Origin of the sequence: Colwellia polaris (assembly GCF_002104515.1) — a bacterium.
In the GTDB taxonomy this organism is placed as follows: domain Bacteria; phylum Pseudomonadota; class Gammaproteobacteria; order Enterobacterales; family Alteromonadaceae; genus Cognaticolwellia; species Cognaticolwellia polaris.
In genome coordinates this window covers 128,473-154,442 of sequence record NZ_NBOE01000008.1, presented here as the reverse complement: position 1 = coordinate 154,442, position 25,970 = coordinate 128,473, and the positions used below count along the sequence as shown (strand labels likewise).

Here is a 25,970-nt window from a genome sequence, read left to right as displayed (position 1 = left end):
TTTTGACCTCTATAGATAATATCAGCTGTATCTTAATATTTACTGAGACATTATTTTGCCAAATAAATTGATCCCACCTGAACAAACGATTAAAGAGTGCCAACGCTTAATTAGTAAAGGTCACTTAAACGAAGCGTCTGAAACTCTTCATAAAATGCTATTAATAAATCCTGGGCACATTGAAGGGATTTATTGTCTTGCCGTTTGTCAGCGTAAACAAAAAAATTATAGCCAAGCGATGGAAAACCTTGACCAAATTCTGTTAAAAATACCGGATCATGGTAGGGCTCATCAAGAGCAGGGGTATATTCACAAAGCCCTAGGCGATACCTCTAAAGCCATTACCGCACTAGAAAAGGCGGTTAGCTTAAATCCTGCTTTGTTTGGAAGTTGGCGAGTACTGGCTGATGAACCAGGCTATCCTATGCGACAGGAAGCTAAGAACCGAGTTGATTGGCTTTCTAGCCTACCGCCTGCATTAGTCTCTGTTTCTAGCCTAATACACCAAAAACAATTACACCGTGCAGAATGGCTTTGTCGTCATTTTCTCAAAGAGAACCCACATCAACCAGAAGCTATGCGGCTACTGGCTGAATTAGGGACAAAGTTTCAAATTCTTGACGATGCAGAATTCTTATTAGCCAGTTGTTTAGAGTTTGAACCAAACTTTAAAAGGGCCCGTTTGGACTATGTGCATGTTCTGCATAAGCGCCAAAAATTTCATAAGGCACTTGAACAAGCAAAAATTTTGTTAGATTCAGACCCAGAAAATTCAACGTTCAAAATTGGCTTTGGTAATGCTCAACAAGCAACGGGAGATTTTGAAGGGGCTATCAACACCTTTGAAAGTGTATTGCTAAATAACGAAGATAATTATTCAATATATTTAACACTTGGCCATGCCTTAAAAACAATGGGCCGTGTTGAAGATGCTATTAAAGCATATCGCAAAAGCTATACAATCAAACCAGACTTTGGCGATGCGTTCTGGAGTTTGGCTAATTTAAAAACTTATCGATTTTCAGCAGATGAACGTGAACAAATGCGGTCTCAGGAAGCAAGCGCTACAATAGCTATAAACGATAAAATTCATTTTTGCTTTGCACTTGGCAAAGACTTAGAAGACAGTGGGCGCTTTGACGAAGCGTTTGCTTTTTACCATCGCGGCAATAAGCTTAAAAGTGAGCAAGACCGGTTTGATCGTAAATCTCTAGAGGCATCGTTTGAATTTCAGAAAAGTAATTTTGATGCCGCATTTTTCAATCGAAATAAATCGGCCGGTTGTCTTGCCCCAGATCCTATATTTATAGTCGGACTACCAAGAGCGGGTTCAACACTTTTAGAACAAATACTTTCTTCTCATTCACAAGTTGACGGAACAATGGAGTTGGCCAATATTATTGGTTTAGCACACCGCTTGAATGGGCGACAAGCCACACAGGACAACCCCAAATATCCGAGTATTTTAAACAATATTTCCGCTGATGATTTGACTAAAATGGGCGAGCTGTATATCGAAGAAACCCAGCATCATCGCCAGGGTGCCATGTATTTTATCGACAAAATGCCGAATAATTTTCGACATATTGCCCTTATTAACCTCATTTTGCCTAACGCCAAAATTATTGATGCAAGGCGCGACCCTTTTTCTTGTTGTTTTAGTGGTTTTAAACAGTTGTTTGGTGAGGGCCAACAGTTTTCCTATAGTCTTGAAGATATTGGACATTATTATCGCAGTTATGTTGAGCTTATGGATCATTGGGATAAAGAATTGCCAGGCAAAATTTTACGAGTGCAGTATGAGGATGTGGTTGCGGATCTTGAAACTCAGGTTCGGCGCATATTAGATTATTGTGGGCTTCCTTTTGAACAGGCTTGTATTGATTTTCATCGAAATAAGCGTGCTGTTCGCACACCGAGTTCGGAGCAGGTTCGACAACCCATTTATCAAAGTGGCCTTGAACAATGGCGTAACTATGAATCACATCTAGAGCCACTGAAAAAAGCATTAAAACAATTGTCTTAAATCATTTAAAACTGCTTATGCTTGTTCAATAGGTGAGTATTGATATAACGTTTTGTTGATTTAACTGTGGGCAAGCTAATAGTGTTAATTGCGCTAATAATTCTAATATAGAAACAAATAGGAATAAATTTTGGATAAAAAGATACTAAAAATAGGGCATCGTGGCGCAATGGGACATGAACCTGAAAACACGTTAAGATCTTTTAAAAAAGCATTAGCGTTAAATGTTGATGCGATAGAATTAGATGTATATGTATGTAAAACAGGCGAACTTGTTGTAATACATGACGATAAAATAGACAGAACTACTAATGGCACAGGGTATACCGAAGATAAAACTTTTACAGAGTTAAGACAACTAGATGCGGGTAAAGGTGAGTTAATTCCTACACTTGAAGAAGTATTGGATCTTGTTGATAAAAGGGTGATCGTCAATATCGAGCTAAAGGGAAGAAACACAGCAGTTGCAACGTATCAAATAATAGATAAATACATAAAAAACCATGGCTGGAACGAACTTGATTTTATGGTTTCTTCATTTGATCACCCTGAGTTAAATAAATTTAAACACTTGTGTCCTCAAATTCCTATTGGTGCTTTACTTGAAGGTATTCCCCTTACTTATGCTGAATGCGCTGTTCAACTTAATGCTCAATCTATCAACTTAAGTATAGACTTCGTTAATCAAGACTTTGTGAATGATGCACATGACAAAGGGTTAAAAGTTTATGTTTATACGGTGAATGACAGTGATGATATTGCCAAAATAAAAAATCTAAACGTAGATGGTATTTTTGGTAACTTTCCCGAAAGGCTCTAATTAAGAAAAACTACATGTGACATTAAATCTACCAATAGGGCGGTCTCAAGGATTAGTTGTGTTAATAAAACAATATTGCGCAGCGCTGAAAGACTAACATCACGACAATTGAAATATGTATTCAACGAATCATCTTACATTATGCCATTTACAGCAACCGACTGTAGCATTAACTAAGTTAACTAAGTCAAATAAGCTTGGTATCTTTATATAATACTTTCAATTCATTAGTATCCACAAAATAGAACTTTATACCCATTTTAAATCTACAGCTTGGCCGTTTTGAATAGAAAACGGCAGGGACTTACTTGCATGGAATAGTGTGCTGCCTTTAGAACGGATTTAGGCAGCGCCGTTAGTTAATTGCATATTTTAACAGATTAAAACAACTTCAAAGGGGGGATTTATTTAATAGATTATACAGCACAAATTTATTGATGCTTCAGTTACACTTACTTACAAGTAGAATACAGTTTTTCATGTATTATTACCTTAGTTATCAATACGATAAATACATTATTTTCCAATACGATAAATATATTTTTTCCATAATTTCGAGATCTTAGCATGACATTTCAAAAATCAATTATCGCCACTGCAATCACCTTGGCCGCTTTTAATTCTTACTCAGCCTCTTTTCAGTTAAACGAAACAAGTGCCTCAGGCTTAGGCCGTGCTTTTGCTGGTGATGCTGTAATCGCCGATGATGCAGCTGTTTTAGCCCGTAACCCAGCCGCCATGGCGTTATTTGACAAAAAGTCTTTATCGTTATCAGCAACTTATATTGATCCCGGTGTAAAAATTGAGGGTGTTAGTGGCCCTGATATTCTTGGTACAGACTTCGATGCGAATGAACTTGATCAAGACGGCGTTGTACCTAGTGCAATTATCCCAGCGGCTTACTTTATTAACCCAGTAAATGATACTTTCGCTTATGGTTTAGCAATCAACTCAAATTATGGTTTGAAAAGTGAGTATGGTACTAACTACGCGGCAGGCTCTATTGGTGGTATCACCGACTTAAAAACCATTAATGCTAATATTAGTGGCTCTTACCGTGTTAATGACCAGCTTAGTTTAGGTTTAGGCTTAAATGTTGTTTATGGCGAAGCCGAACTTATTAGACATGCGGGTAGCGTGCTAGAAAACGGCATCAGCATTCCGGGTGTTGGTTTAGTGTTTCCACCAGTACCTAGCAGCACTGAAATCGTTAACATGTCAGGTGACGATTTTGGTTTTGGCTGGAATGTTGGTGTTGTATATGAAATAAATAGTGATCATCGACTTGGTTTTGCCTATCGCAGCAAAGTAGAGCTTGCTTTTGAAGGTGATTACACAGGTTTAGGCACTCCGACAGAAGATGGTAATTTAACGATAGATATGCCCGCAATTACAGAGTTTTCAGGTTTCCATCAATTAACTGCACAGTGGGCTGCTCAATACAGCATTATGTTTACACAGTGGTCTAGTTTTGAAAAACTTGAAGCTTATGCTGGCGGGGCACTTGCTTTTGAAAAACAAGAAAGCTTTGAAGATACTTACCGGTTTGCTTTAGGTGCAACCTATAACTTTGATCAAGACCTAACATTAAGAATGGGTGTCGCATTTGATCAATCTGCGGCTGCAGATCACCGTTCAATTTCAATCCCTGATAGTGATCGCCTTTGGTATAGTGCTGGTGCCACTTATAAGTTAAACGAGACAGATAGCGTAGATTTTGCTATTGCGTATGTAAATGGTGACAAAGTATTAGTTACCGAAGAAGATGCTTTATTAGGTCAATTACCGGCATCTTTAAGTCCATTGGTTGGCCAAAAAGATTGGCAATTTAGTTCAGAAGGTAATGCTTTATTGTTAGCTGTGCAATATAACAAAAGCTTTTAATTAGCTATTAAGCATAAAGCCAATCGTTAAGTTGATTGGCTTTATGTTGTTATGCTGCGAGTTATTTAATGCGTTAAACGCGAGTTGATTTGATAGTTAACTTTTCAAAACTAAAGCCTAAAACCACACCAAAAACTATGTGAAGCATAAAGGTCATAACCGGTGCCATTGGCCCTAAGGCTAGACCAAACAATCCATTACCTGCCATTACCATTGGACCAAGCATCATGATGAACCAAGCGGCTATTCCAAGAACAATACCTTTTGTCAGTTGATTTTTTGTCGGCAAAATATTGTTAAGTACAGCAAATGCACTACCCCATGCAACTGCTCCGATCATAAAGTGCATAACCCATCCAATCATCATATTTGTCTCCATTCCTGCTTTTTGTGCGGCCATAGTGGCCATCATGTGAACGGGATCAAGCTCAGGCATTATCCCCATGAATTTTTTCATCATCATGAGGGCAGTAAGCACTAATGTAGCAATTAAACCGGCGATTATACCTTTTGTTATATTTGAAATAGTAAAGTTCATGTTGTTTTCCTTTTTAGTTGTAGACTGTTCGGTCAATAATTAGGTAAAAAAAATTACGCTAAAAGCGAATTTAAGTAGTTATTAGTAATATTTTGTATTTTGGTAATATCACAACCTGTTTTACGGTAAGACATAATGCCAAAAGTAAACACGCTTACTTCGATAGCCATATCTTTAGCCTCAGTATCACTTCTAAAGCTTCCGGTACTTTGGCCATGTGTAATGGCTTTTGTGAATACTGCTTCAAGCCTTTTTACTTGACGATTTAATATAATTTTTGCCTCTTCATCATGAGGGGCAAGTTCAATAATAGAGTTCACCATAAGGGAACCTGTTTTGACATTTTCTGTTGATATTGATTGCTCTACTAGCATTTTATCAAAAAAAATTTTCATCGCTGCTTGTGGTGAATCCGCACTTGTAAAAATATGCTTTATGCGTGCATATGTTGTATCAGTATATTGTGTTAATGCTTTGGTAAATAAAGCATGCTTGTTTCCAAACGCTGCATAGATACTACCTTTGTTTAAATTCATTGCCTGCATCAAATCAACCATGGAAGTTGCGTCATAACCTTTAGCCCAAAAAGCTTCCATAGCTTTTTCTAGCGCATCACTTATTTCAAATTCTCTTGGCCTTGCCATAGTAGCGCCTCATTAGTTGTTTACCGTTCGGTCAATAATTGTAATTTACAGGTTGTTTACCGATTGGTCAATAACTATTTTTAAATATTTAACGTTGTTTGATATGTTAATAGATGCTGATACATTGATTTTATGAGGCTATGGGGAAAGCTTACTAACGAATAAAGTTGAAATTAATTTAATGGAGGGTGGGGAGGTGAAAGCCATCAACCTAGTTATGGCTTTCATTTTTAACGTCTAATTTTATTTTGCTCGCTCTAATAATCGACGTTTTTCTATTGCCATGGGGGTAATGTTTTTTTCAAGGTTTTTCTCAAAACCGAGCATAAAATATATTTCAGACATCAGAAATAACGGCCCTATAGCTAAACCCATAATATCATCAAAAAAAGCCGGTTTAGCTTTTTCGTAAATGTGGCCAATAAATTGTATTACCCAACCAATAACAAAAGCGCTTATACCTATCCAAACGGCATTTTCCATATCAGCAACTAAGCTAGCCAAGTAAATATTTATAACCGTATATACCAACATACCAAGGCCTAACTTAATATGTAACTTTAAATAGTAAAGCATTGAAAGGGTGAAAAATATTATTGCTGGTGTATAAGTTATGGTTTGGCCGGCAAGTTCAAGGTTGAATGTGTTTATGCTAAGTAATACCGTAACAGCCCATACAATAAGTGGCACTCCTACAAAGTGAGTTTTTATATTGCGTTTGTTAAAATGGACACTTTTGTAACTAGATAATTGTTCTTCGACTGTTTTCATGACAGTTCCTCATTCTTCTATAGCCAAATATCATGGCAAGTTATGCTTTAGAAGTAAAGAGATCAGACCAGGAGAAGTTTGCAAATTGTTCAATTAATCCATTACTTTAAAAATTATACTGGTTTTGAATAATAAAGAATTGAAAATAATTACCATATTGCAGTTGTCATAGCTTAGCCATACAATAAGCTATTAGTTACTGAAAAAGTTCATATTATGTCCTCAGATAGATTAGGCTCTAGCCTCAATTATAAACGTCAAGAGCAAGGTTATCGTGATCGTGCACTTAAGCTATATCCTTGGGTTTGCGGTCGTTGTGCAAGAGCATTTGAATATTCTAATATTAGAGAATTAACCGTTCACCATATTGACCATGATCATACCAATAACCCTAATGACGGAAGTAATTGGGAGCTTCTTTGTATTTACTGCCATGATAACGAACATGCTAAGTATACTGACCATGCTAATTATCATACGGAAGTTAAAGCCGGTGATACTAATCAAGACACGGCAACATATAACCCGTTTGCTGACTTAAAGTCATTGCTGAAAAAATAAAACCTTATTTGGCTTAAACGATATTTATTAAAGGAATTACATGTGGCTGGGTCAAGTTTATTAACTTTATTGGATGATATTGCTACGGTATTAGACGACGTGGCTGTTTTATCGAAAGTAGCTATGAAGAAAACAGCAGGTGTATTGGGTGACGACTTGGCACTTAATGCTGAGCAAGTTTCAGGCGTTAAAGCTGATAGAGAGTTACCGGTTGTATGGGCTGTTGCTAAAGGGTCATTGCTCAATAAACTCATTTTAGTGCCTTCTGCTTTATTGATCAGTGCTTTTTTACCTCCGCTGATCACGGTTTTATTAGTACTTGGTGGGTTGTTTTTGTGTTTTGAAGGCTTTGAAAAGGTCTCACACAAATATTTTCATAGTAAAAAGTCATTAGCTGAAGATCATCAAAAATTGGTTGAAGCGGTGAGTAATGACAATATTGATATTGAAGTTTTCGAAAAAGAAAAAATTAAAGGTGCTATTCGTACTGACTTTATACTGTCTGCTGAAATAATCGTGATTGTATTAGGTTCTGTACAAGATGCGGCATTCCAAACACAAGTGTTAGTGGTTTCTGCGCTCGCTATTGCGTTTACTGTCGGAGTTTATGGCTTTGTTGCCGGCATTGTAAAGTTAGATGATCTAGGACTTTATTTACTGCGAAAATCAGTGTCTGGAAAGTTTAACGCTATACAACGTGCTGTAGGTCGAGGCTTACTTATCTTCGCGCCATTTCTTATGAAGTTGTTAACGATTGTTGGCACTATTGCGATGTTCCTTGTTGGTGGTGGCATTATCGTTCATAGTTTTTCATGGCTGAATCGTCAATTTGTTCAAATTGAACAGTGGGTAGGTGGATATTTAGGTGCAATTTCTGAAAGTATTTTGTCGATATTACTCGATGGCATTACCGGAATTGTTGCAGGTGGTCTAGTATTGGCTATTGTTAGCGTAATATCTCGATTAAAAAGTAAACATTAGCGGTTAAGTAATTAGATATTTCGGTTAGCTTTTATTAATTATTTCAATTATTTAGCGAAAGATTACAATTTAGTTCATTTTAGCTATTGTTTTTTGTTGTCATCGCCCTGAGTATATAATTGAAGACAACAAAAAAGGTAGCAATATGAAAATAATCATTTCCGGACATCACGTTGAAATCACCGAAGGTATAAACCAAGCAATTGAAAATAAGTTTGCTAAAGTTGCTAAACATTTCCCTAGTCTAATGACCTTAGAAGTTATTATTACCGTAGAACCGCATCAGCAGAAGTTAGAAGTATCTACCTCTTATGAAGGCGCAACAGTTTCAGTTCACGCCGTTGATAAAGAATTATATGCTGCAATAGCAAGTGCATCGACTAAACTTGAGGCCGCATTAGCACATCGAAAGGGCGTATTATCGGCTAAACAGAAAAAGAAGTTTGAAGTAGAGCAGTCAAACGCATTTGAAAGCCCTTAATATAAACTAGCTAGTATGTAACTATGTAAGGCCGTTATTAAACGGCCTTTTTTTATACCAAAATTAAACCAAAATTAAATTCAAATTTAACCCAAATCAAATACTGCTAAATTATTCAATCAGTATTAAAAATAATGGCAGATTATAATTAATAGCATTCCATCGTCAGATTTTTAGGTTATTTAACTATCATAAGAAGAAGTATGGCTATTAGTGAAATGTTTACGTAAAATAGCGTTATTAGCTTTATATAATTTATTGTAGAGCGCACTATTATTTGCCCCAAGGAATTTCATGAAAAAAACATTCGAGTTAACTCACCCTAAAATTAAACTCGCTAGAATGGTTGAGTCAGCTAAACACGAAGTTAAAAAATATTTAAAGCGTGAGCGTAATAAAACATTGCCTGAAGGCGCTGACTATTGGGACTTCGATTGTAAAATTGGTAAAACAGAGCAAACGGCTGATGTTATACATGTTGCAACTATTAGCCAAGAAATTGATACAATTTTAGCGGAAGATGCCACTTCATTTTACCTTGAAATATTGGTTAAACCTGCTGTTCGTTCATTTGAAGAAAGATAGCGTTAATTTTTTCATTAGACAGTATTAAGTTTATTGTGCGTTTATAGTAAATTTTTATAAATGCACAAACTTTCTTTACAAACTTCATTCCACATAATCAGCCAGTATTCGTTCCCTCATTCGCAATCTCGCGTTAATTAACTATACTTTTCTTGTCGATTTTCCGACAAATAATGGAGAGTATAAAATGAAACATATCACCAAAGTTTTTGGATTGTGTTGCATACTCTTTGCTTTTTTTTCTCAGGCAGAGCTTGAGATCTATAAAGATTATGATATTGGTAGTGAAATTACTTCAATGACTACTGTTCGTGTTGACCCCAATATGGAAGATATCTACTTAGAAGGACTCCGGGAAAGCTGGGTGAAAGCAGTTCGTTTGCAAAAGAAATTGGGCTACATCAAAGATTGGAAAATATATGGCAGCGAATTACCACAAAGTGGTGAATTTAATTTGGTGCTAATGGTTATTTTTGAAAACAGTAGTGATTTAGAACCAAACCAAGAAAAATACAATACTTTTATGAAGAGCTGGGGTAAAGCTAATCAAGAAAATACCAGAGAAGTAACAAAAACTTACCCAAATGTTAGAACCTTAACCGGTGAATATCGCTTAAGAGAAATTATCTTTAAATAATTAACTTAGTATTCACTGTAACATACCTGAAGCATAGGCTTTAGGTATGTTCGTATTAGCGCTTAATACCAATTGATATAAACAATCGATCATTCTAAAGCGGCTTAAATAACCAGTATCTACGTTGCTTTCATTCCCAATAGCCTGCTATTACTCGACAATATGCTCCTGCATTGCTCTAATGGCTTACATTATCCATGTAAGAATCAATCAAGCGCCTTGCTACTGAAAATTTATCCTCGTTTAAAATTGATCGATTCATTAAATCAATTGGTATAACTTATCATTATGTATTATCACGTTGTGAATCTTTGATCAATGTTCACTAATAGCCAATTAATCCGTTAATGTGTGCGACAGCACTTCTCCCTAATGCGCTGAGCGAATAGCCACCTTCTAGCACAGATACAATACGACCATCTGCGTATTTATCGGCAATGTCTTTAATTTGATCTGTCACCCAACGATAATCTTCATCGACTAAAGAAACTTGAGACATTTCATCTTCAACATGAGCGTCAAAACCAGCGGAAATGAAAATAATTTGTGGTTTAAATTTTTGTAATGCCGGCAGCCAATGATCCAAAATTGCCTGCCTAAAGTCAGTACTTTTAGTGGTTGCTGCAAGTGGGGTATTAATAATGGGTGGTTTGGTACTTTCCTGTACTTCAAACGGGTAAAAAGGATATTGATAAGTAGAACAAAATAAATAGCCTTTTTTGCCTTTAATTATATTCTCAGTACCGTTGCCATGATGCACATCAAAATCAACAATGGCGACTCGTTTAAGTTTATATTTTTCTTTTGCGTAAGCTGCAGCAATAGCAACATTATTAAAAAAACAAAAGCCCATCCCTTTGTCATACTCTGCATGATGACCAGGTGGTCGAGTAGCACAAAAAGCTGAGGTAATTTCTTTTGACATGACTAAATCTACCGCGTCTTTAGCAGCACCTGCAGAAAGAAGAGCAGCATTGAGAGTGTTTGGGTTCATTACGGTATCGTCGTCAACGTTATATGTACCTTCACTAGGGGCATTTTCAAAGATTGACGCGATATAGCTTTTGTCATGAGCTAAATAGAGCAGTTCTTTATCTATAGGGTTTGCATCAAATTGCTTAATAACATATTCCAAACCACTACGAATAAGTTGATCTTGAATTGCAGCCATGCGCGCAGGTGCTTCAGGGTGATAATCCCCCATATCGTGGGTCAAACATTGGTGATGACTAATAACGCCAACTGTCATAATCTACATTCCTTCATCTTTTCACTACTAAGTTTTTTATAGTTAACTTAATGATTCAAACTTGAGCTGTACTTAAGCAATATGTGTTTAGCTATAGCGTGTAAGCTAAACTCACCTCGTCATACCCATCAGAAGGTTTTCTGACGAAACCTGCTTTTTCAAACACTTTTAACATGGGGGCATTGTCTCGCCTAACGCTTGCTATTAATTGCTCAACACCACGAATTCTTGCAATGGTAATTATTTCAGTAAGCAGTGCTTTAGCCATTCCTTTACCACGTTTACTTTCCTTAATAACAAATGCAACTTCGGCACTGTTATTTGCTTCAAGATAGTAATAGCGGCCAACACCTTGAATAGATTCACCTTTGTTGTCTCGCTCAGTTAAGCACAAGGCTAAATCAACATGCTGATTAACGCTGACTAAATCACAAGACTTTTCTCGGGACATATGTGTTGTGTGATGGTTGTAACGCATCATTAAAGTTTCTTGATTATGCGAGTAAAAAAACTCTTGTAACTTACGTTCATCTGCAGGAGATAGAGCACGAAGAAAATATTCTGAATCAGCAAAGGTAAAACGCTTTATTTCAACGTCACCAAGTTCAGGTACTGAGGTTGGAGTATTTTCTTGATATTCAGGTACCCAATAGTGTTTGCGAACATCTTTGAGTAATTGGTCGCGAAACTTAGGGTGGGCAATACGAATTAACTCGAGGGCTCTCTCGCGAATGCTTTTACCTTGCAATGACGCAATACCGTATTCAGTAACCACATACGAAACATGACCTCTTGAGGTAACTACGCCGCCGCCTTCGGTAATATGCGCCACTATGCGCGATATTTTTCCGTCTTTAGTTGTTGAAGGTAACGCAATGATAGGTTTACCGCCTTTACTTAAAGAAGCGCCACGAATAAAGTCGACTTGTCCGCCAATACCGCTGTAAAAATGATAACCAATTGAGTCTGAAACTACTTGGCCGGTTAAATCAACTTCAATAGCGCTATTAATAGAAACCATATTGTCATTTCGAGCGATGTTTACCGGAGAGTTAACGTGCTCACTAGGATAAAATGCCACATGTGGATTACTATCAACAAACTTATATAATCGGCGTGTACCGACACAAAAACTGACAACGGTTTTACCTTTATGAAAGGTCTTTTTGCGGTTGTTAATAACCCCTGAAAGCATGAGGTCGATAATACCATCAGAAATTAACTCACTATGTACGCCTAAATCTTTATGGTTGGCTAAATAACGTAATACAGCCGATGGAATATTGCCGATACCAATTTGTATAGTCGCGCCATTTTCAACCAGCATAGCTACATATTGACCTACTTGTTCGGTTACTCTATCAACCTCAGGTAAGGGTGTTTCAGGTAAATATTGCTTAACAGTCATATGAGCATGAATTTGATTTACATGCACAAAACTATGGCCATTAGTGCGAGGCATATGTGGGTTTATTTGAGCGATAACATATTTTGCTTTGTTGATTGCTGCTTGAATAATATCGACACTTACACCTAAGGAACAGTAACCATATTCGTCAGGTGGGCTAACCATGATTAATGCAACATCTAAAGGCAAAATGTTTTCATTAAATAGCTTTGGAATTTCAGATAAAAAAGTCGGTGTATAGTCAGCCCTACCTTCTTTAATGGCATTGCGGACTTTTTCACCGCCAATAAAAAAAGCGTTTACTTTAAATAAGTCGCTATGCTTTGGCTCTGACCAAACATCGTTTGAAAGTGTTAAAATATGCACAACTTCTATGTCATGCAAACCTTGGCTGTTGGCAATAATATCTGCAATTAATGCATTGGGTACTGCGGCATTAGAGCCAATAAACATTCTGTTGCCAGATTTTAGATATTTAGACCAGTCGACACTAGATGGTTGCTGTTTTCGTAATGGCATAGGTCTCTCTGTATTTTCAACTGTGATATTTAATTTAACATAAAATTTATTAAAAATTCAGTAAATATCAAGCGAGTGCGCTAAGGGTTAAATATTTTTATATCTTGTGCTATTAACTCGCTACTTTACTATTTTGCGTGCATTCATAGTGACTTATTCATCCGTGCGTTATTAATAATTTCATCACGTTATACCAGATGAAAGCGTTATGTCTTCAATACTTAGTTATCAGCAGTAAATTAACTGATTAACTAGTAGTATGCTTTAAATTATTGATTTTTAGATTGATCTAAATCATAGCGAATACAGTATTAAACTCATTGAACCGTTACTCGATAACATATAGGCTAATTAGCGTAAACAAGGTAAGTTCTAGCAAAGGATAAAGCTTTTTAATCATAACTTTGTTCATAGCTTTACTCATAGCTTTGCTAAGATACTTATCGACTTAAGCTCAATCGCTAAACACATGAATTAATATAATAAGTAGAGACGGATGCAAAACATAAGCGGATATTTAAAACTCATTATTTTGACTGTAACCACGGCTGTAAATTTAACTTTGTCGTTTACTATTCAAGCCATGAGCGAGATACCAGAATTAGATACAAACGCAGCCAAACCAAAATGGGAAGTCGGTGCTTTTGTCGCGGCCTTTAATACACCTCTTTACCCAGCTGCGGCTGAAAATCAAAGTAAGTTCCTCCCTGTGCCTTTTGTTATATATAGAGGCGAACGATTAAGAGTGGGTGAGGGTGGGGTTATTAAAGCAATGGCGGTTGATAAACCTCGCTTTAAAGTAGATTTGTCACTTGGAGCAGCTTTTGCTGCAAATTCGGATGACGCGAAAGTTAGAGAGGGTATGCCTGATTTAGACTTTATTTTTGAAATAGGCCCTGAAGTCAGTGTTATGTTAACTAATACTAAGCAAAGTGAAACTTGGTTAACATTTCAACTTCGGCAGGCTTTTTCGACTGATTTTTCAAGTATTGATGATCGAGGCTACATATTCCAGCCTGAGTTGTCATATCAAGGCAAGCAGCTTTTTGGTGATAACGACTCTTTTAAACTCACTTTCTCATCTTCGTTTGCCACAAAGAAAATGCATCAGTACTTTTATCAAGTTGATGAGGTGTATAGCACTCTAGAAAGGCCAAACTATAATGCTAAAGGTGGCTATTTGGGTAGTGAAGTAACACTGGTTAATAGGTTTGAAATTCGTGAAAATATTTCTATATTTTTTAGCAGCAATGTAGGTTTTTATCAAGGTGCAAGTAATGAGGAAAGTCCGTTATTCAAAAAAGACTTTAACTACTCATTTGGCCTTGGGTTAAAGTGGACTCTATATCAATCTAATTAATTACCGTTAGATGTGTAGTGTTATATATAGCTGGTTAATTTCAGCGATTAAAAAGCCCAATAAAATTGGGCTTTTTAATTTGAGCTTGGCTAATGTTAATAAATCAATTAGCCAAAAATATTACGCATTAAGGTAATGGCTTGATCAACTGTTTTGCCATCTTTAACACTATTCACGATAGTACTGCGCATGTTAATAATGAAGTCTGGAATATCATCAGCTTCAAACGCTTTATCTACAATAGCTTCTGCTGATTCTTTACTGCGTTTAACCGCTTTAGCCACACCAATTTTAATCTTTTTAGGCTTGTCACGCATACGTATAAAGTTTGAATTTTCTGCTAGTGTTTTATCGGCAAATAAAAATAAATCAATCAAAATAGCACGGTTTTTCCAAAGGCGGATTTCCTCTTCATCTGATGGCATTTCACTGCGCCACCATTGTGTACTTCTAATGCTGGCGATCATTTCATACCAGTAATCGTCGAAACTTTGATTGTTCAGTTTAACTAAACCTAATCCTTGCGAAAGAATGTCTAATTTAGCACTCGTTAAGGCAATAAATTGATCAGGGCGTCGCATGGCAAGTAACCTTGTTGCTGCGCTCAATGGTGCTTTTACATCGCTAGCATGGGTAGCGAAAATAGCTTTATAGGCCTCAACAAAGTTTTGATAATGTACTGATGAAACTTCGCCTTCAAGCGGAATACAATCAAGCGCGGTATCGAATTTTTCAGGGTGAGATGCTAATAACTGGTGAAAAGTTTTTGCGCCGCGTGTGCCTGCAAACCATTCTACGTCAAAGTCGTAAACACTAATATCGTGCTGCGCTGTATGTTTACCCGCAAAAGCTAATCTGTCTTCTTCTATCATTTCAGACAACTTTGTAGAGGGTAGTTTTACTATATAGTCAATTAACTTCAGTCTTTCAGGTAATGCTTGTAATCCGCTATGCTCTTGAATAAAGCTAGCGAATAATGGCCAAGGGATCACACGGGCCATTTTTAATTGGCATGCACTAACACCATTTGACAGGACTTCTTGCAATTTTTTTAAAGGCTTTTCTTGGCTAGTTTCAAGTAAATCACGGTTTATATCATGTAAACAAATACGGTGTAATTCTCGACACCAATCAAGAAAATTATCTGGATGATTATCTACTTTCACAGCCATTAAATTAAGACTGAGATCTGCGACAAACGTCAATGCATTTTGGTAAATTATTTGTTCAGTTGTACTCAAGGGCATGGCGTTAGGCGAGGTAAGTAATTTTCTCATTTGACAGGTTTCCAGCGATATAAACTTAAAATAAGGGCGGCATGATACGTATAAAAAAGGCTAACGCAAGTGAAAAAACGTAATTTGGAGGATAAATACTTAACTGGTGTAAAATCAAACAATAACTGAAGGGTTTATCAACTAAAACTTCTATAGTATCAGTTACAATAACTGAGACAGCATAGGTATTAGCTGTAATCAATTTGCTTATTCAATACTCACGGTTAGTGTTGGTTTTGCTTAATACTTTATTAAGCAAATAGCTGAACCGCTTATCTAAAAAACTTCAATTACAAAATTGGTTAAATTGAAATTGTAGCAAAGGCAAATAAGCAGTAAAACTTTAGCAATAAGGTGATAGGCTAAACTTTGTGGCTTGAATTTTCTAATCATTAAATAGTTCGTCGTTTTACTCCAACAACGTTGAAAATATACAAAAGATCTTGTTCTCATATTTAGTGTGTTAAGGAGGGGGTTCGAGCAAGAAATTGCTTTATCTTGCTTGTTCTTAAGTTGAAAAATGAGTAATCTAGCTCTCTGGTCAGACCATGAGTTTAGTGATTGTATTATAACGACATAGCTAGGTTTAGTATTGTCGCAATATATACATTCTAACCAGATAACACATACTTCATTAACATATCGAGTAAGTTGTAATGCAACAAGAATCAATTTTTATTACCGAAGGTGATGAGCAACTTCACTTACGGCATATATGGCAACGCGAAGGTGGTGTACCAATCTTTATGTTGCATGGTTTAATAGAAAACGGTTTCATTTTTTACACTGAAAAAGGTAAAGGTTTAGCCTGTTATCTAGCGGAACAAGGCTTTGATGTTTATGTTGCAGATTTACGGGGCCGTGGTAAAAGTAAACCTGCTATTAGTGCTAATTCGGTTTTTGGCCAATTCGAAGCCATTACGCGCGATATTCCATTATTTTTAAAAAAAATTCAGCAGCTTAATCCTCAAAAAATACATTTAATTGCTCATTCTTGGGGTGGTGTATTAATGAGTAGTTTTTTAGCGCGTTATCCTCAGTGGCTTGACAAAGTGCACAGTAAAACTTGCTTTGCCTCTAAACGCGTAGTTACTGCAAATACTTTTGAAGCGTATTTTAAAATGGCTTTTATGTGGCGATATATCGCGCCAATAGTTGCAAAGAAAAACGGTTATTTTGATGCGAAAAAATATCGTTTTGGCTCGGACAGTGAAACAAAACAATCGCTAAAAGAAAGTATTGCTTGGGTTATTCCCGGTAATAAATGGCATGATCTCGTTGATGGCTTTAACTACCACACTGCGGCACAAAATGTTACTTGGCCACCAACATGGCATTTAACCGGTGTAAGCGATTATGCTTTAGGCCATCAACAAGATGTAAAACTTTTTATCGATGAATGTAATAACCACAATGCAAAATTCACGGTACTGTCAAAAAAAGCAGGCGATAAGGTAAATTATGATCATATAAATATTTTAACTCACCCGCAGGCGGTAAATGATCATTTTCCAAAACTCGCCCTTTGGCTGAAAGAGTTTAGGTAAAGTATTTATGGTATTTTTCAAATTTCATATTAATATTATCTGCTCAATAAGTGCTAGAAACGGCAAAAATGAATAAAACGAAAATGAAAAATAAAATGCTATTTTCAACAAGTCTAGCGTTGTTAATATTACTATTAACGATGAATAATACCTTGGCATCGAATGATATTTCTCAGCTAATAAGCGAAGCCGAATTTACATCATATAAAAATGTAGCTGAATTTATAGATCACTCTCCAAAAGTGACTATTATAGTGCCGGCTGAACAAAGTGATGTAGCAGAATTTGGACCAGAAGTTGTAAAAGGCTTAACAGGCTCAGATTGTGATAGAGATGGCAAAATGGATGATAACCAAACCTGCAATGCTGTGTATTATAAACTTTGGTTAAAATACAGCTTAAAGAAATAAAGTACTTTTATTGGGTTGAACTAGCCTTGCCAGCTTCTAAAATAGGCATACCTGCTTCGGTAGGAATATAAATACGTTCACCATTACCTTCTTGAAGACCTTTAATCCAAATATAACGAAGGTAAGCCTCGTTATTTTTTAATGATTCGCCGATTATTCTGTTTGCCTCTGCCGCTGCTTTAGCAAGCTCAATATCAGCTTTTCCCTCTGCTTTAGCGCGAACGAGTTTGGCTTCACCTTCTGCTTGCGCTAAAGTAACTCTTGCTTTGGCTTGCATAAGTGCTGCTTGCTCACGCGCTTTAGCTTCTTCAATTAAAATTTGTTTGCTCCATTGCGCTTCTTTTAAAGACGCTTTTCCCTGCATTTCCATACTATAAACTTTGTATTTTGGCCATGCCCACAAAGCAATTGTAATAACCAAAACAAATAAAACGAATAAAAAAGCTAAACCACCAAATGCTATTGCATTTCGATTTGGGTGCATGGAAATTCCTTAATGTTTATATCTAGTTTTGGGTAAATATTAGTAACTTTACTTAGTATAATTAAGAGAAACTGACAAGTTTCACAGTTTCTCTTTGAGTGTTTGCTAAAGGTTAAAATTGATAACCTACTTGAAAAAATCCGCCATAGCTATCTTCGAAATCGGCATTAGTCGCATGAATAGAAAGGCCGAAAGTGGTACCTGGTTCATCTATACCGTTCATAAAATAGGTATAACTAACACCTGCGCCATATATATCACTGTCGTGTCTAAAAGATTCATCACGGGTTGAAGACGATGTGTAGCTAACGTATGACTCTGAACCTGTTAAGCTTACATAAAGGCCAAAACCATGCTTGTTAGAGTTAGTGTCAAACAAGTCGGTTTTAATCCAGCCTAGACCAAAACCGCAAGTACCTTTAGTGCTAGAGTTATACTCCACACAACCAGCAGAAATATATTTTAAATCGTTTTTAGACACTAATGAAAAATTTGTGCCTAAACCGGCGTACATAGCTCCTATACCAAGGCCAACAGAATAATTGTTATCTTGCATGCCATCTTCGGCAAAACAATTGAGGGATAAGAAGGGTAGGAGTAAAGCTAATTTTCTCAAGGTATATCCTTATATTTTAGAAATCCGATCAAATGCCAATATTGGTATTTGAATATAACTGCCCAAGAAGGACCTGAAAGCAATATACTAGAATATTCAGGTGAGGGCAAACCACCATTTTTCCTTTTTTTACAGAATGTTATTAGATTATTTGGCGGCTCTCACTGCTCTGAAAATTTGGATTATTTAGCCGTTTTCTATTAGACAGTCTTTGATTTAAATCTTTCACAACTTATAATGCTAAGTATTGGCTAATGCTCATTAGCAAATTAAGCGTTGAAATAATATTTATTCAAACAGCCCGAAAAAACAAACGCAATGTATCAATTATTTTTAAAATTATTAGGTAAATATGACAGATAAAGAACTGATCAGTAAATTAACTACTTTGACAAACCATGAAGTGTTTTTTGGTCCACAGGGTTTTAATAATGTAACCACTGTTGATGAATTGAATGAGGCGCAACTGGGTTTTGGTGTAAGCGAATTAGGGCAATCAACAACTGAAGATAATTTAGCTAGCGAAGAAGCTGGATGTTGGCAAACTGCTTGGCAAGTTATTGCTCGAGATACTGAATTAGGCGACCCATACTTTGTTGATACGCGCGAAGACTTATTGCCTGTTTACACAGGTTTTTTAGCCGAGAATGGCTGGGAAGTAGAGCAAGTGGCCAAAAGTTTAGAGGCTTATGTAGCCTGTATTCAGCTTTTATTTGATCATGGTCAGCAAACTCAAGCGCAGTTTTTCCCTGACGACTCTACTGTAACCGATGAAATTATATTGCAACAATTAAAGCAACAACTGATTGAAGTATCAGGTTGCCAACATTTTTGGCAACTCTTTATGCAATGTTATCTTGATTGGCTTATTGAAGAGTAACTTTCGCTGATAGTTAGCAGTTGCGTAAAAACCAATAAAGGCTGTATTTCATATGAGTAAATATCATTCTAAGTAATGGACTAAAAGGTATAAACAGATGAATGTAATGCTTATTGTTGCAGGCACTATGAGCTTAATCGCTGCTGCTCTTCATTTAGGTTGTATATATTTCGGCGCTAGTTGGTATCGGCTTTTTGGTGCTGGCGAACACATGGCATTAATGGCGGAGCAAGGTAGCATTAAACCGACTTTAATAACCTTAAGCATTACGCTCGTCTTGATGACTTGGTCGTTATATGCTTTTTCAGCCGCAGGTGCGATAATTAAATTACCCTTTATTCGCGTTATATTGATGTTGATTACTGCTATTTATATATTCCGTGGCGTGGCAGGATATTTTTTTATGAATACCCCGCTAGGGCGCACACCCGAATTCTGGATTTGGAGCTTAAGTATCTGTCTTATTATTGGTCTTGTGCACTTAATCGGATTAAAGCAGGCCCGGTCAACACTCTAAATCCTTAATACTCTTTGGTAGCTACTTTCAATACTTAATACTAGCTTCATATTCATTCTATTCTAAATAGACTATTCACTGATTAGTTAATTTCCATATATATTGATAAAACCGCAATTTTTTCTTAATAAGCAAAACTTTTCTAAACCATATTGCTAATTTAAACGCTTTATATATCGTTTTATTATAAAAGCAGCTATCAATATCACACAGCTAGCTATATGTAACTAGCTGATTTTAAATGCTTATAGGTTGTTTTCTTACGTTGTTTAAGTAAAAATAAAAATAGTGGTTGGACCAGTGGATGGATCTGTGTATACTCGATACAGTTATGCAGAAATGCAAAAAAATTATTTTTACAAGTGTTAGGAGTTAGCCATGCTAAGTTATAAAGCGCCAATTGCAGATATCAAATTTTTGTTCGAAGATGTATTTAATTATTATGAGCATTACCAAAAGCATCCAGAATTTGAAGAAGCAACACCCGATTTGGTTGATGCCATTATGGAAGAGTGTGCAAAATTTAGTGAAAATGAATTATTGCCACTTAACCAAAGTGGTGATGAAGAAGGCTGTGCCTTTAACGATGGTGAAGTAACAACACCTAAAGGTTTTAAAGAAGCTTATCAAAAGTTTGTTGAAGGTGGTTGGCCTAGTTTACCTCATGCTGTTGAGCATGGTGGCCAAGGTTTACCTGCATCTCTTGGCATGGTTATGTCAGAAATGATGGGAACGGCTAACTGGTCTTGGGCTATGTACCCTGGATTAAGCCACGGCGCAATGAATACAATTCATACTCATGGTACAGCTGAACAAAAAGAATTATACCTTACGCGTTTAATTGAAGGTTCGTGGACCGGTACTATGTGTTTAACTGAGCCACAATGTGGTACTGATTTAGGCCAGGTAAAAACTAAAGCAGAGCCTAATGGTGACGGTACTTACAACCTTACAGGTACAAAAATATTTATCTCAGCCGGTGAGCATGATTTAACCGACAATATTATTCATATTGTACTTGCTAGATTGCCTGGTGCGCCAAAGGGTACTAAAGGTATTTCTCTATTTATCGTGCCGAAAATGCAAACAGATGAGCAAGGTAATATTGGCGAATTCAATCATGTTTCTTGTGGTTCAATTGAGCACAAAATGGGTATTAAAGGTTCTGCAACAGCAGTACTGAACTTTGATAATGCTAAAGGTGTACTTATTGGCCCTGAAAATAAAGGTTTAGAATGTATGTTTACCTTTATGAACACAGCGCGTGTTGGTACAGCACTACAAGGTGTTTGTGCAGCAGAATTAGCTTATCAAAACTCATTGATTTACGCGAAAGAACGTATGTCTATGCGCTCTTTATCAGGTACTAAACAACCAGATAAAATAGCTGATTCAATTATTGTTCACCCAGACGTTCGTAAAATGCTAATGACCCAAAAGGCTATTAGTGAAGGCGGACGCGCGATGATCTATTACACAGCAAAGCTTGTTGATGAAATAGAAAACGCGAAATCTGAAGAAGACCGTAAAAAAGCGGATGATCGTTTAGGTTTTATTACCCCTATTTTAAAAGCATTTTTAACGGAGCTTGGCCAAGAAAGTGCTAACCACGGTTTACAAATTTTTGGTGGTCACGGTTTTATTAAAGAATGGGGTATGGAGCAAATCGTTCGTGATACTCGTATTTCAACGCTTTATGAAGGTACTACCGGTATTCAAGCACTTGATTTATTAGGTCGTAAAGTACTAATGACACGTGGTAAATCTTTAAATGCTTTTGCTAAAGAAGTACTTATTTTCTGTAAAGACCAAAGTATGATCTCGAATAACCCGCATAAACGTCAAATGAACAAGTTTATTTGGCCGTTAAGTACTACGGTTGCGAAATGGCAACAATATACTATTCGTTTAGGACTTAAAGCGAAAAAAGATCGCGATGTTATTGGTTCAGCTTCTGTCGACTTTTTAATGTATTCAGGTTATATCGTTATGGGTTATTTTTGGGCTCAAATGGCGCAATCTGCCTACGAAAAACTAGCTACAGATGTTGAAAACAGAGATTTTTACCGTGCAAAAATTAAAACGGCAGAGTTTTACTTTGAACGTTTATTACCACGAACTAAGTCTTTAGCTGTAACTATGATGGCAGACCCTAAAACCTTAATGCAGTTAGATGAAGAGTTATTGTCTTTTTTGTAAAACGCGTTTGATTTAAGCTTTAATAATGAAAGCCGTATTTCTTATGAAATACGGCTTTTTTGTATATTGAGCAGCTGTTGACTTTGATTTGTATTGAAATTAACATTCCTCACAGTTTAAATCTTATCAAGAATATATCACTTGTAAGTGTTTAAAAATATTTTATAACAATGACTTGCTGAGTTACTGGAATATATTTTAGCGTTCAATTTCTTGCTTTGATTTTGTTATCACAACCTTAATGGACGTTATGATGAGATGTGAAAAATTGTTGGTTAATTCGGTATTATTACTTTTATTATTTAACTCTTTACCTGTATTTGCCTTTAATTTAACGGCGATTGAAAGCTACTTATTAATGTCTAAGAAGCACGATCTTAAGAATAATAAGCGAGAATTTCTTTGGACCGGCGTGGTCACTAATAAAGTCGATAATTTAAATAAAAACTGGAATCGACCTGCTATCGAGAACTGGGGTGTCAGTGACCGTTATCCCGGAACCCCTGGAATGCCTATTCCTTTAGTGAAGCCCTACAGTGAGACCGATCCAAGTTTTACTGGCCCCAACGGTGAGCACTACGGTATTGAAGTAGAATTTGCCGATACAACAGTTGCACCGCGCGAACCAAATAGTAAAAATGTTAGGTTATACAGTGATTTCGGGCAAACTGGCGCTGAAACTTCTGGTATGACACGTGCTGAAATACATATTCGAAGTACCTTACAAGATATGAAAGTAAAAGAAGGTGATACGTTATGGCTGGGTTGGTCAGAACAATATAGTGATTTAGATATGGATAAAATCACGACGGTTTTTCAATTTAGAAATCAACCCAATGAGCAGACACTCGCCGAGGCTGGGTTTACTCAATCCGAAATAACCGAACTTGTTAATGCAGATATAAATAAAGGTGGTCCTGCCGTTGGTATAATTACCACACCGATTAATGAAGCCTTACACTACCAATTCACCGCAAGAGAGGGGACAACTATGAACTGGCGTGTACCACAAGGCCATACACACCTTTCAAATTTCCCTATAAAAACAAACCAATGGTACGATTTTATTATTCAAATTAAGTACTCACAAAGTGATAATGGTAGATTGCGAATATGGGTATACGAACATAACGTTAATAGCGCTGTAAATTATAGTATTAATGACGTGCCTGAATGGGATTTTCATGGGGCTACCATGTATACGTACCCATCGCATTATTTATCGGCTATTCCTTCGCCAGAAATTCGTCATGGTGTTTACCGCCATGAACGGGTAAATAGTAGTGAAGCTATAGCAGAAAAAGATAGGTTTATGACAAAATATATTGGGCCATTACGTCTCTGGGCAGGCGCTGAAGATGATGGTTTTGAATATGTCGCACCTAAGTAATGACTACTCACTTTGAGTAGCGATGAAGAAAAATATAAATAAGTATTAAACTACTGGAAACAAAATATGATAAAAATAACAAAAATAATAATGATGGGATTACTGGCATTTTTTGCAGGAATTGGTGTTTGTAATGCAGGTAATAACTCAGGCAAGCAAGACATTTATTATTACAAAATAGACTCACAAAGAATTGTAATTTATGTTCCGAGCGGTATTAAGTTTATTGATAATGCGAACTGTAACGGAACGAATGAAGCTATAGCGGTTTCTATTTCTGCAGTGCGTGATAATTTTGCAGAATTATATGCATCTATTATGTTGGCGCATGCTAATAACCGTAAAATCGCTTTCTGGTTGGACGGCACATGTACCCCAGCAATGGCGGGAGGTCCTTTTCCAACGGCGAGCATGGTTTATGTGTACTAACCGTACAATAAATAATATCAGCACCAACGGCTAACAATATTATAAAATCTCAAAGCGACAATATCGAATGCAAATCGACTAAACTAATTAAATATATTATCGTAAAAACGTTGAAAGGCTAACACGATGAATAGTGTTGAAAATTTTATTACTGATATTGAGCATGTAGAAAAACGTAATGACGCATTAACCTTGCTAGCTTTGCTGTCAAAAGCTTCGGGTTATCCTGCGGTTTTACAAGGCAGTATTATTGGTTTTGGGCAATATCATTATAAATATGAAAGTGGCCGAGAAGGTTACGCTGCTGTTATTGCTTTTGCCCCTCGTAAACAACGTTTAGTGGTTTACATTATGAATGGCTTTTCTGAATATGAAAAATTACTTGAAAAATTAGGTAAGTATAAAGTGGGTAAGTCTTGTTTATATATCAATAAACTAAAAGACGTTGACCTTGATGTTTTACTGGAAATATCTACTTTATCAGTAAGGGCTATGCAACAAAAATACCGCTGCAGCGACAAATAACGCGCAGCGATATATACCCTGTTATGTTTTTAGTGCACAACGTTTGTTGTGTTTACTTTTAATGTTAATACGGCATTGGATACTGTTGTAATACCTGTTTAATCTCGTCAATTGCTTCTATTGGTAGAGGTTGCTTAAATGCTGCTATATTTTCTTTTAGCTGTTGCATATTAGTGGCACCAATAATGGTTGAAGATACACCGTTAACTTGATCACACCAGGCTAATGCTAAATGTGCCGGCGAAACATTATGTTTTTTAGCTATTTCGATATACGCGCTAATTGCAGCTTCCGCATTCGCTGTATCACGATAAAGTCCATGACGTTGAGTTAAGGTCCAACGACTACCTTCTGGGCGTTGAGCATTTAAGTACTTGCCGGTAAGTGCGCCGGTTGCAAGTGGAGACCAAGGTAAAAAAGCTATGTTTTCATGCACACAGTTTTCGATCAAGTAAGGCGAGTCTTTCGTGTGTAATAAACTAAATTCATTTTGAATCGACACCATACGCGGCAAATTATGCTCTGCGCTTAATTTTAGGTATTGGTTTATGCCCCAAGGGGTATCATCAGAAAGCCCACAATAACGAATTTTACCCGCTTTAACGCAAGTTGCTAAGCCTTGTAAAATGTCTAACATCTCTGCTGTTTGTTGTTCAACATTAACATTGGTGTGAATAACATCATTTGGCCAATGGTTACCAAAGTGTGGCGATTGACGATTCGGCCAATGTAACTGATAAAGATCTATATAATCAGTTTGCAAACGCTTGAGTGATGCATCAACAGCTTTAATAACATTTGCCCCTGATATTTTACTCCCATCACGAATATAGGAAAAACCAGGACCCGCAATTTTAGACGCTAGAATAACTTTCTCTCTACGTGCAGGATCAGCAGCAAACCAATGACCAATTATAGCTTCTGTTTTACCGTAGGTATCTTCAGTAGGCGGTACAGCGTACATTTCTGCGGTATCAATAAAATTAATACCTTGGGTAAGGGCATAATCGATTTGAGCGTTTGCATCTTGTTGATTATTTTGTAAACCCCAGGTCATACTGCCTAAGCAAATACGTGATACGTCTAATGAACTACTACCTAATCGAACATACTTCATGATTTAACCTTTTAAATACAGAATTTAACGATGTAATTACTTTAATTGAGTCAATTAACTCAGCTGATCATAATACCAATTTAATTATTTATCTTGGTATAAAGTGTTTATTCTT

At 36.6% G+C, this 25,970-nt stretch carries 26 protein-coding genes; 17 read left to right on the top strand and 9 right to left on the bottom strand.

Annotated features, from left to right (window positions below):
* The first annotated feature begins 55 nt into the window (after positions 1 to 55).
* The 3 genes from B6A32_RS13545 to B6A32_RS13535 all read left to right on the top strand — a co-directional run bounded on the left by B6A32_RS13545 (position 56) and on the right by B6A32_RS13535 (position 4,730).
* A complete protein-coding gene (locus tag B6A32_RS13545) occupies positions 56 to 2,026 on the top strand; it encodes a tetratricopeptide repeat-containing sulfotransferase family protein (protein ID WP_085304975.1) in 1,971 nt (656 codons plus the stop codon).
* Between the two features lie 130 nt (positions 2,027 to 2,156).
* Entirely contained in the window at positions 2,157 to 2,846 is a 690-nt protein-coding gene (locus B6A32_RS13540; protein ID WP_198946918.1) for a glycerophosphodiester phosphodiesterase, read from the top strand.
* Positions 2,847 to 3,413: 567 nt separating this feature from the next.
* Positions 3,414 to 4,730: an outer membrane protein transport protein gene (locus tag B6A32_RS13535; protein ID WP_085304973.1), complete on the top strand. Its 1,317-nt coding sequence runs from the start codon at positions 3,414 to 3,416 to the stop codon at positions 4,728 to 4,730.
* 73 nt (positions 4,731 to 4,803) lie between these two features.
* Here the strand turns inward: B6A32_RS13535 and B6A32_RS13530 are convergent, their stop codons facing one another.
* From B6A32_RS13530 to B6A32_RS13520, 3 genes are all read right to left on the bottom strand, one after another.
* Positions 4,804 to 5,304 (bottom strand): YqhR family membrane protein, encoded by a 501-nt coding sequence (locus B6A32_RS13530; protein WP_269844046.1) that lies wholly within the window; start codon positions 5,302 to 5,304, stop codon positions 4,804 to 4,806.
* A gap of 17 nt (positions 5,305 to 5,321) precedes the next feature.
* Complete coding sequence (locus B6A32_RS13525) at positions 5,322 to 5,912, bottom strand: TetR/AcrR family transcriptional regulator (protein ID WP_085304969.1); 591 nt, start codon at positions 5,910 to 5,912, stop codon at positions 5,322 to 5,324.
* Between the two features lie 243 nt (positions 5,913 to 6,155).
* A complete protein-coding gene (locus B6A32_RS13520; protein ID WP_085304967.1) occupies positions 6,156 to 6,683 on the bottom strand; it encodes an Mpo1 family 2-hydroxy fatty acid dioxygenase in 528 nt (175 codons plus the stop codon).
* 216 nt (positions 6,684 to 6,899) lie between these two features.
* On the opposite strand from B6A32_RS13520, the gene B6A32_RS13515 reads away from it, so the two are divergent.
* From B6A32_RS13515 to B6A32_RS13495, 5 genes are all read left to right on the top strand, one after another.
* Positions 6,900 to 7,244: a YajD family HNH nuclease gene (locus B6A32_RS13515; protein WP_085304965.1), complete on the top strand. Its 345-nt coding sequence runs from the start codon at positions 6,900 to 6,902 to the stop codon at positions 7,242 to 7,244.
* A gap of 42 nt (positions 7,245 to 7,286) precedes the next feature.
* Positions 7,287 to 8,225, top strand: a complete 939-nt coding sequence (locus B6A32_RS13510; RefSeq protein WP_085304963.1) for a DUF808 domain-containing protein — start codon at positions 7,287 to 7,289, stop codon at positions 8,223 to 8,225.
* 145 nt (positions 8,226 to 8,370) lie between these two features.
* The gene (gene hpf, locus B6A32_RS13505; protein WP_085304961.1) at positions 8,371 to 8,706 is read left to right on the top strand and encodes a ribosome hibernation-promoting factor, HPF/YfiA family; all 336 of its coding nucleotides are present in this window, start codon (positions 8,371 to 8,373) and stop codon (positions 8,704 to 8,706) included.
* 294 nt (positions 8,707 to 9,000) lie between these two features.
* Complete coding sequence (locus B6A32_RS13500; RefSeq protein WP_085304959.1) at positions 9,001 to 9,291, top strand: DUF6172 family protein; 291 nt, start codon at positions 9,001 to 9,003, stop codon at positions 9,289 to 9,291.
* A gap of 187 nt (positions 9,292 to 9,478) precedes the next feature.
* Positions 9,479 to 9,928, top strand: a complete 450-nt coding sequence (locus B6A32_RS13495; protein WP_085304957.1) for a hypothetical protein — start codon at positions 9,479 to 9,481, stop codon at positions 9,926 to 9,928.
* Between the two features lie 325 nt (positions 9,929 to 10,253).
* On the opposite strand, the gene B6A32_RS13490 is transcribed toward B6A32_RS13495, so the two are convergent.
* Positions 10,254 to 11,177: a histone deacetylase family protein gene (locus B6A32_RS13490; protein ID WP_085304955.1), complete on the bottom strand. Its 924-nt coding sequence runs from the start codon at positions 11,175 to 11,177 to the stop codon at positions 10,254 to 10,256.
* Positions 11,178 to 11,268: 91 nt separating this feature from the next.
* Complete coding sequence (locus tag B6A32_RS13485) at positions 11,269 to 13,104, bottom strand: GNAT family N-acetyltransferase (RefSeq protein WP_085304953.1); 1,836 nt, start codon at positions 13,102 to 13,104, stop codon at positions 11,269 to 11,271.
* A gap of 496 nt (positions 13,105 to 13,600) precedes the next feature.
* Between B6A32_RS13485 and B6A32_RS13480 the strand changes: the two genes are divergently transcribed.
* A complete protein-coding gene (locus tag B6A32_RS13480) occupies positions 13,601 to 14,464 on the top strand; it encodes a MipA/OmpV family protein (RefSeq protein WP_085304951.1) in 864 nt (287 codons plus the stop codon).
* A gap of 107 nt (positions 14,465 to 14,571) precedes the next feature.
* On the opposite strand, the gene B6A32_RS13475 is transcribed toward B6A32_RS13480, so the two are convergent.
* The gene (locus tag B6A32_RS13475; protein ID WP_085304949.1) at positions 14,572 to 15,741 is read right to left on the bottom strand and encodes a hypothetical protein; all 1,170 of its coding nucleotides are present in this window, start codon (positions 15,739 to 15,741) and stop codon (positions 14,572 to 14,574) included.
* A gap of 656 nt (positions 15,742 to 16,397) precedes the next feature.
* Between B6A32_RS13475 and B6A32_RS13470 the strand changes: the two genes are divergently transcribed.
* Complete coding sequence (locus B6A32_RS13470; protein ID WP_085304947.1) at positions 16,398 to 17,288, top strand: alpha/beta fold hydrolase; 891 nt, start codon at positions 16,398 to 16,400, stop codon at positions 17,286 to 17,288.
* 68 nt (positions 17,289 to 17,356) lie between these two features.
* On the top strand, positions 17,357 to 17,698 hold the full coding sequence (locus B6A32_RS13465; protein WP_085304945.1) for a hypothetical protein: 342 nt from the start codon (positions 17,357 to 17,359) through the stop codon (positions 17,696 to 17,698).
* 7 nt (positions 17,699 to 17,705) lie between these two features.
* Here the strand turns inward: B6A32_RS13465 and B6A32_RS13460 are convergent, their stop codons facing one another.
* Both B6A32_RS13460 and B6A32_RS13455 read right to left on the bottom strand, forming a co-directional pair.
* Positions 17,706 to 18,182 carry a hypothetical protein gene (locus B6A32_RS13460; protein WP_085304943.1) on the bottom strand — a complete coding sequence of 159 codons (477 nt, stop codon included), beginning with the start codon at positions 18,180 to 18,182 and terminating at the stop codon, positions 17,706 to 17,708.
* 112 nt (positions 18,183 to 18,294) lie between these two features.
* Entirely contained in the window at positions 18,295 to 18,798 is a 504-nt protein-coding gene (locus B6A32_RS13455) for a hypothetical protein (protein WP_085304941.1), read from the bottom strand.
* 352 nt (positions 18,799 to 19,150) lie between these two features.
* Between B6A32_RS13455 and B6A32_RS13450 the strand changes: the two genes are divergently transcribed.
* From B6A32_RS13450 to B6A32_RS13425, 6 genes are all read left to right on the top strand, one after another.
* Entirely contained in the window at positions 19,151 to 19,678 is a 528-nt protein-coding gene (locus B6A32_RS13450; protein ID WP_085304939.1) for a hypothetical protein, read from the top strand.
* 97 nt (positions 19,679 to 19,775) lie between these two features.
* Positions 19,776 to 20,195, top strand: coding sequence for a hypothetical protein (locus B6A32_RS13445; RefSeq protein WP_085304937.1), 420 nt, complete (start codon positions 19,776 to 19,778; stop codon positions 20,193 to 20,195).
* A 378-nt stretch (positions 20,196 to 20,573) separates the two neighbouring features.
* Positions 20,574 to 22,394 carry an acyl-CoA dehydrogenase C-terminal domain-containing protein gene (locus B6A32_RS13440; RefSeq protein ID WP_085304935.1) on the top strand — a complete coding sequence of 607 codons (1,821 nt, stop codon included), beginning with the start codon at positions 20,574 to 20,576 and terminating at the stop codon, positions 22,392 to 22,394.
* 250 nt (positions 22,395 to 22,644) lie between these two features.
* Positions 22,645 to 23,784: a heparin lyase I family protein gene (locus B6A32_RS13435; RefSeq protein ID WP_158088492.1), complete on the top strand. Its 1,140-nt coding sequence runs from the start codon at positions 22,645 to 22,647 to the stop codon at positions 23,782 to 23,784.
* A 90-nt stretch (positions 23,785 to 23,874) separates the two neighbouring features.
* Positions 23,875 to 24,213: a hypothetical protein gene (locus tag B6A32_RS13430; protein ID WP_143327910.1), complete on the top strand. Its 339-nt coding sequence runs from the start codon at positions 23,875 to 23,877 to the stop codon at positions 24,211 to 24,213.
* 126 nt (positions 24,214 to 24,339) lie between these two features.
* Positions 24,340 to 24,738: a DUF1801 domain-containing protein gene (locus B6A32_RS13425; RefSeq protein ID WP_085304929.1), complete on the top strand. Its 399-nt coding sequence runs from the start codon at positions 24,340 to 24,342 to the stop codon at positions 24,736 to 24,738.
* Positions 24,739 to 24,802: 64 nt separating this feature from the next.
* Here B6A32_RS13425 and B6A32_RS13420 read toward each other — a convergent pair whose 3' ends face one another.
* Positions 24,803 to 25,855: an aldo/keto reductase gene (locus B6A32_RS13420; protein ID WP_085304928.1), complete on the bottom strand. Its 1,053-nt coding sequence runs from the start codon at positions 25,853 to 25,855 to the stop codon at positions 24,803 to 24,805.
* Between the last annotated feature and the right edge of the window lie 115 nt (positions 25,856 to 25,970).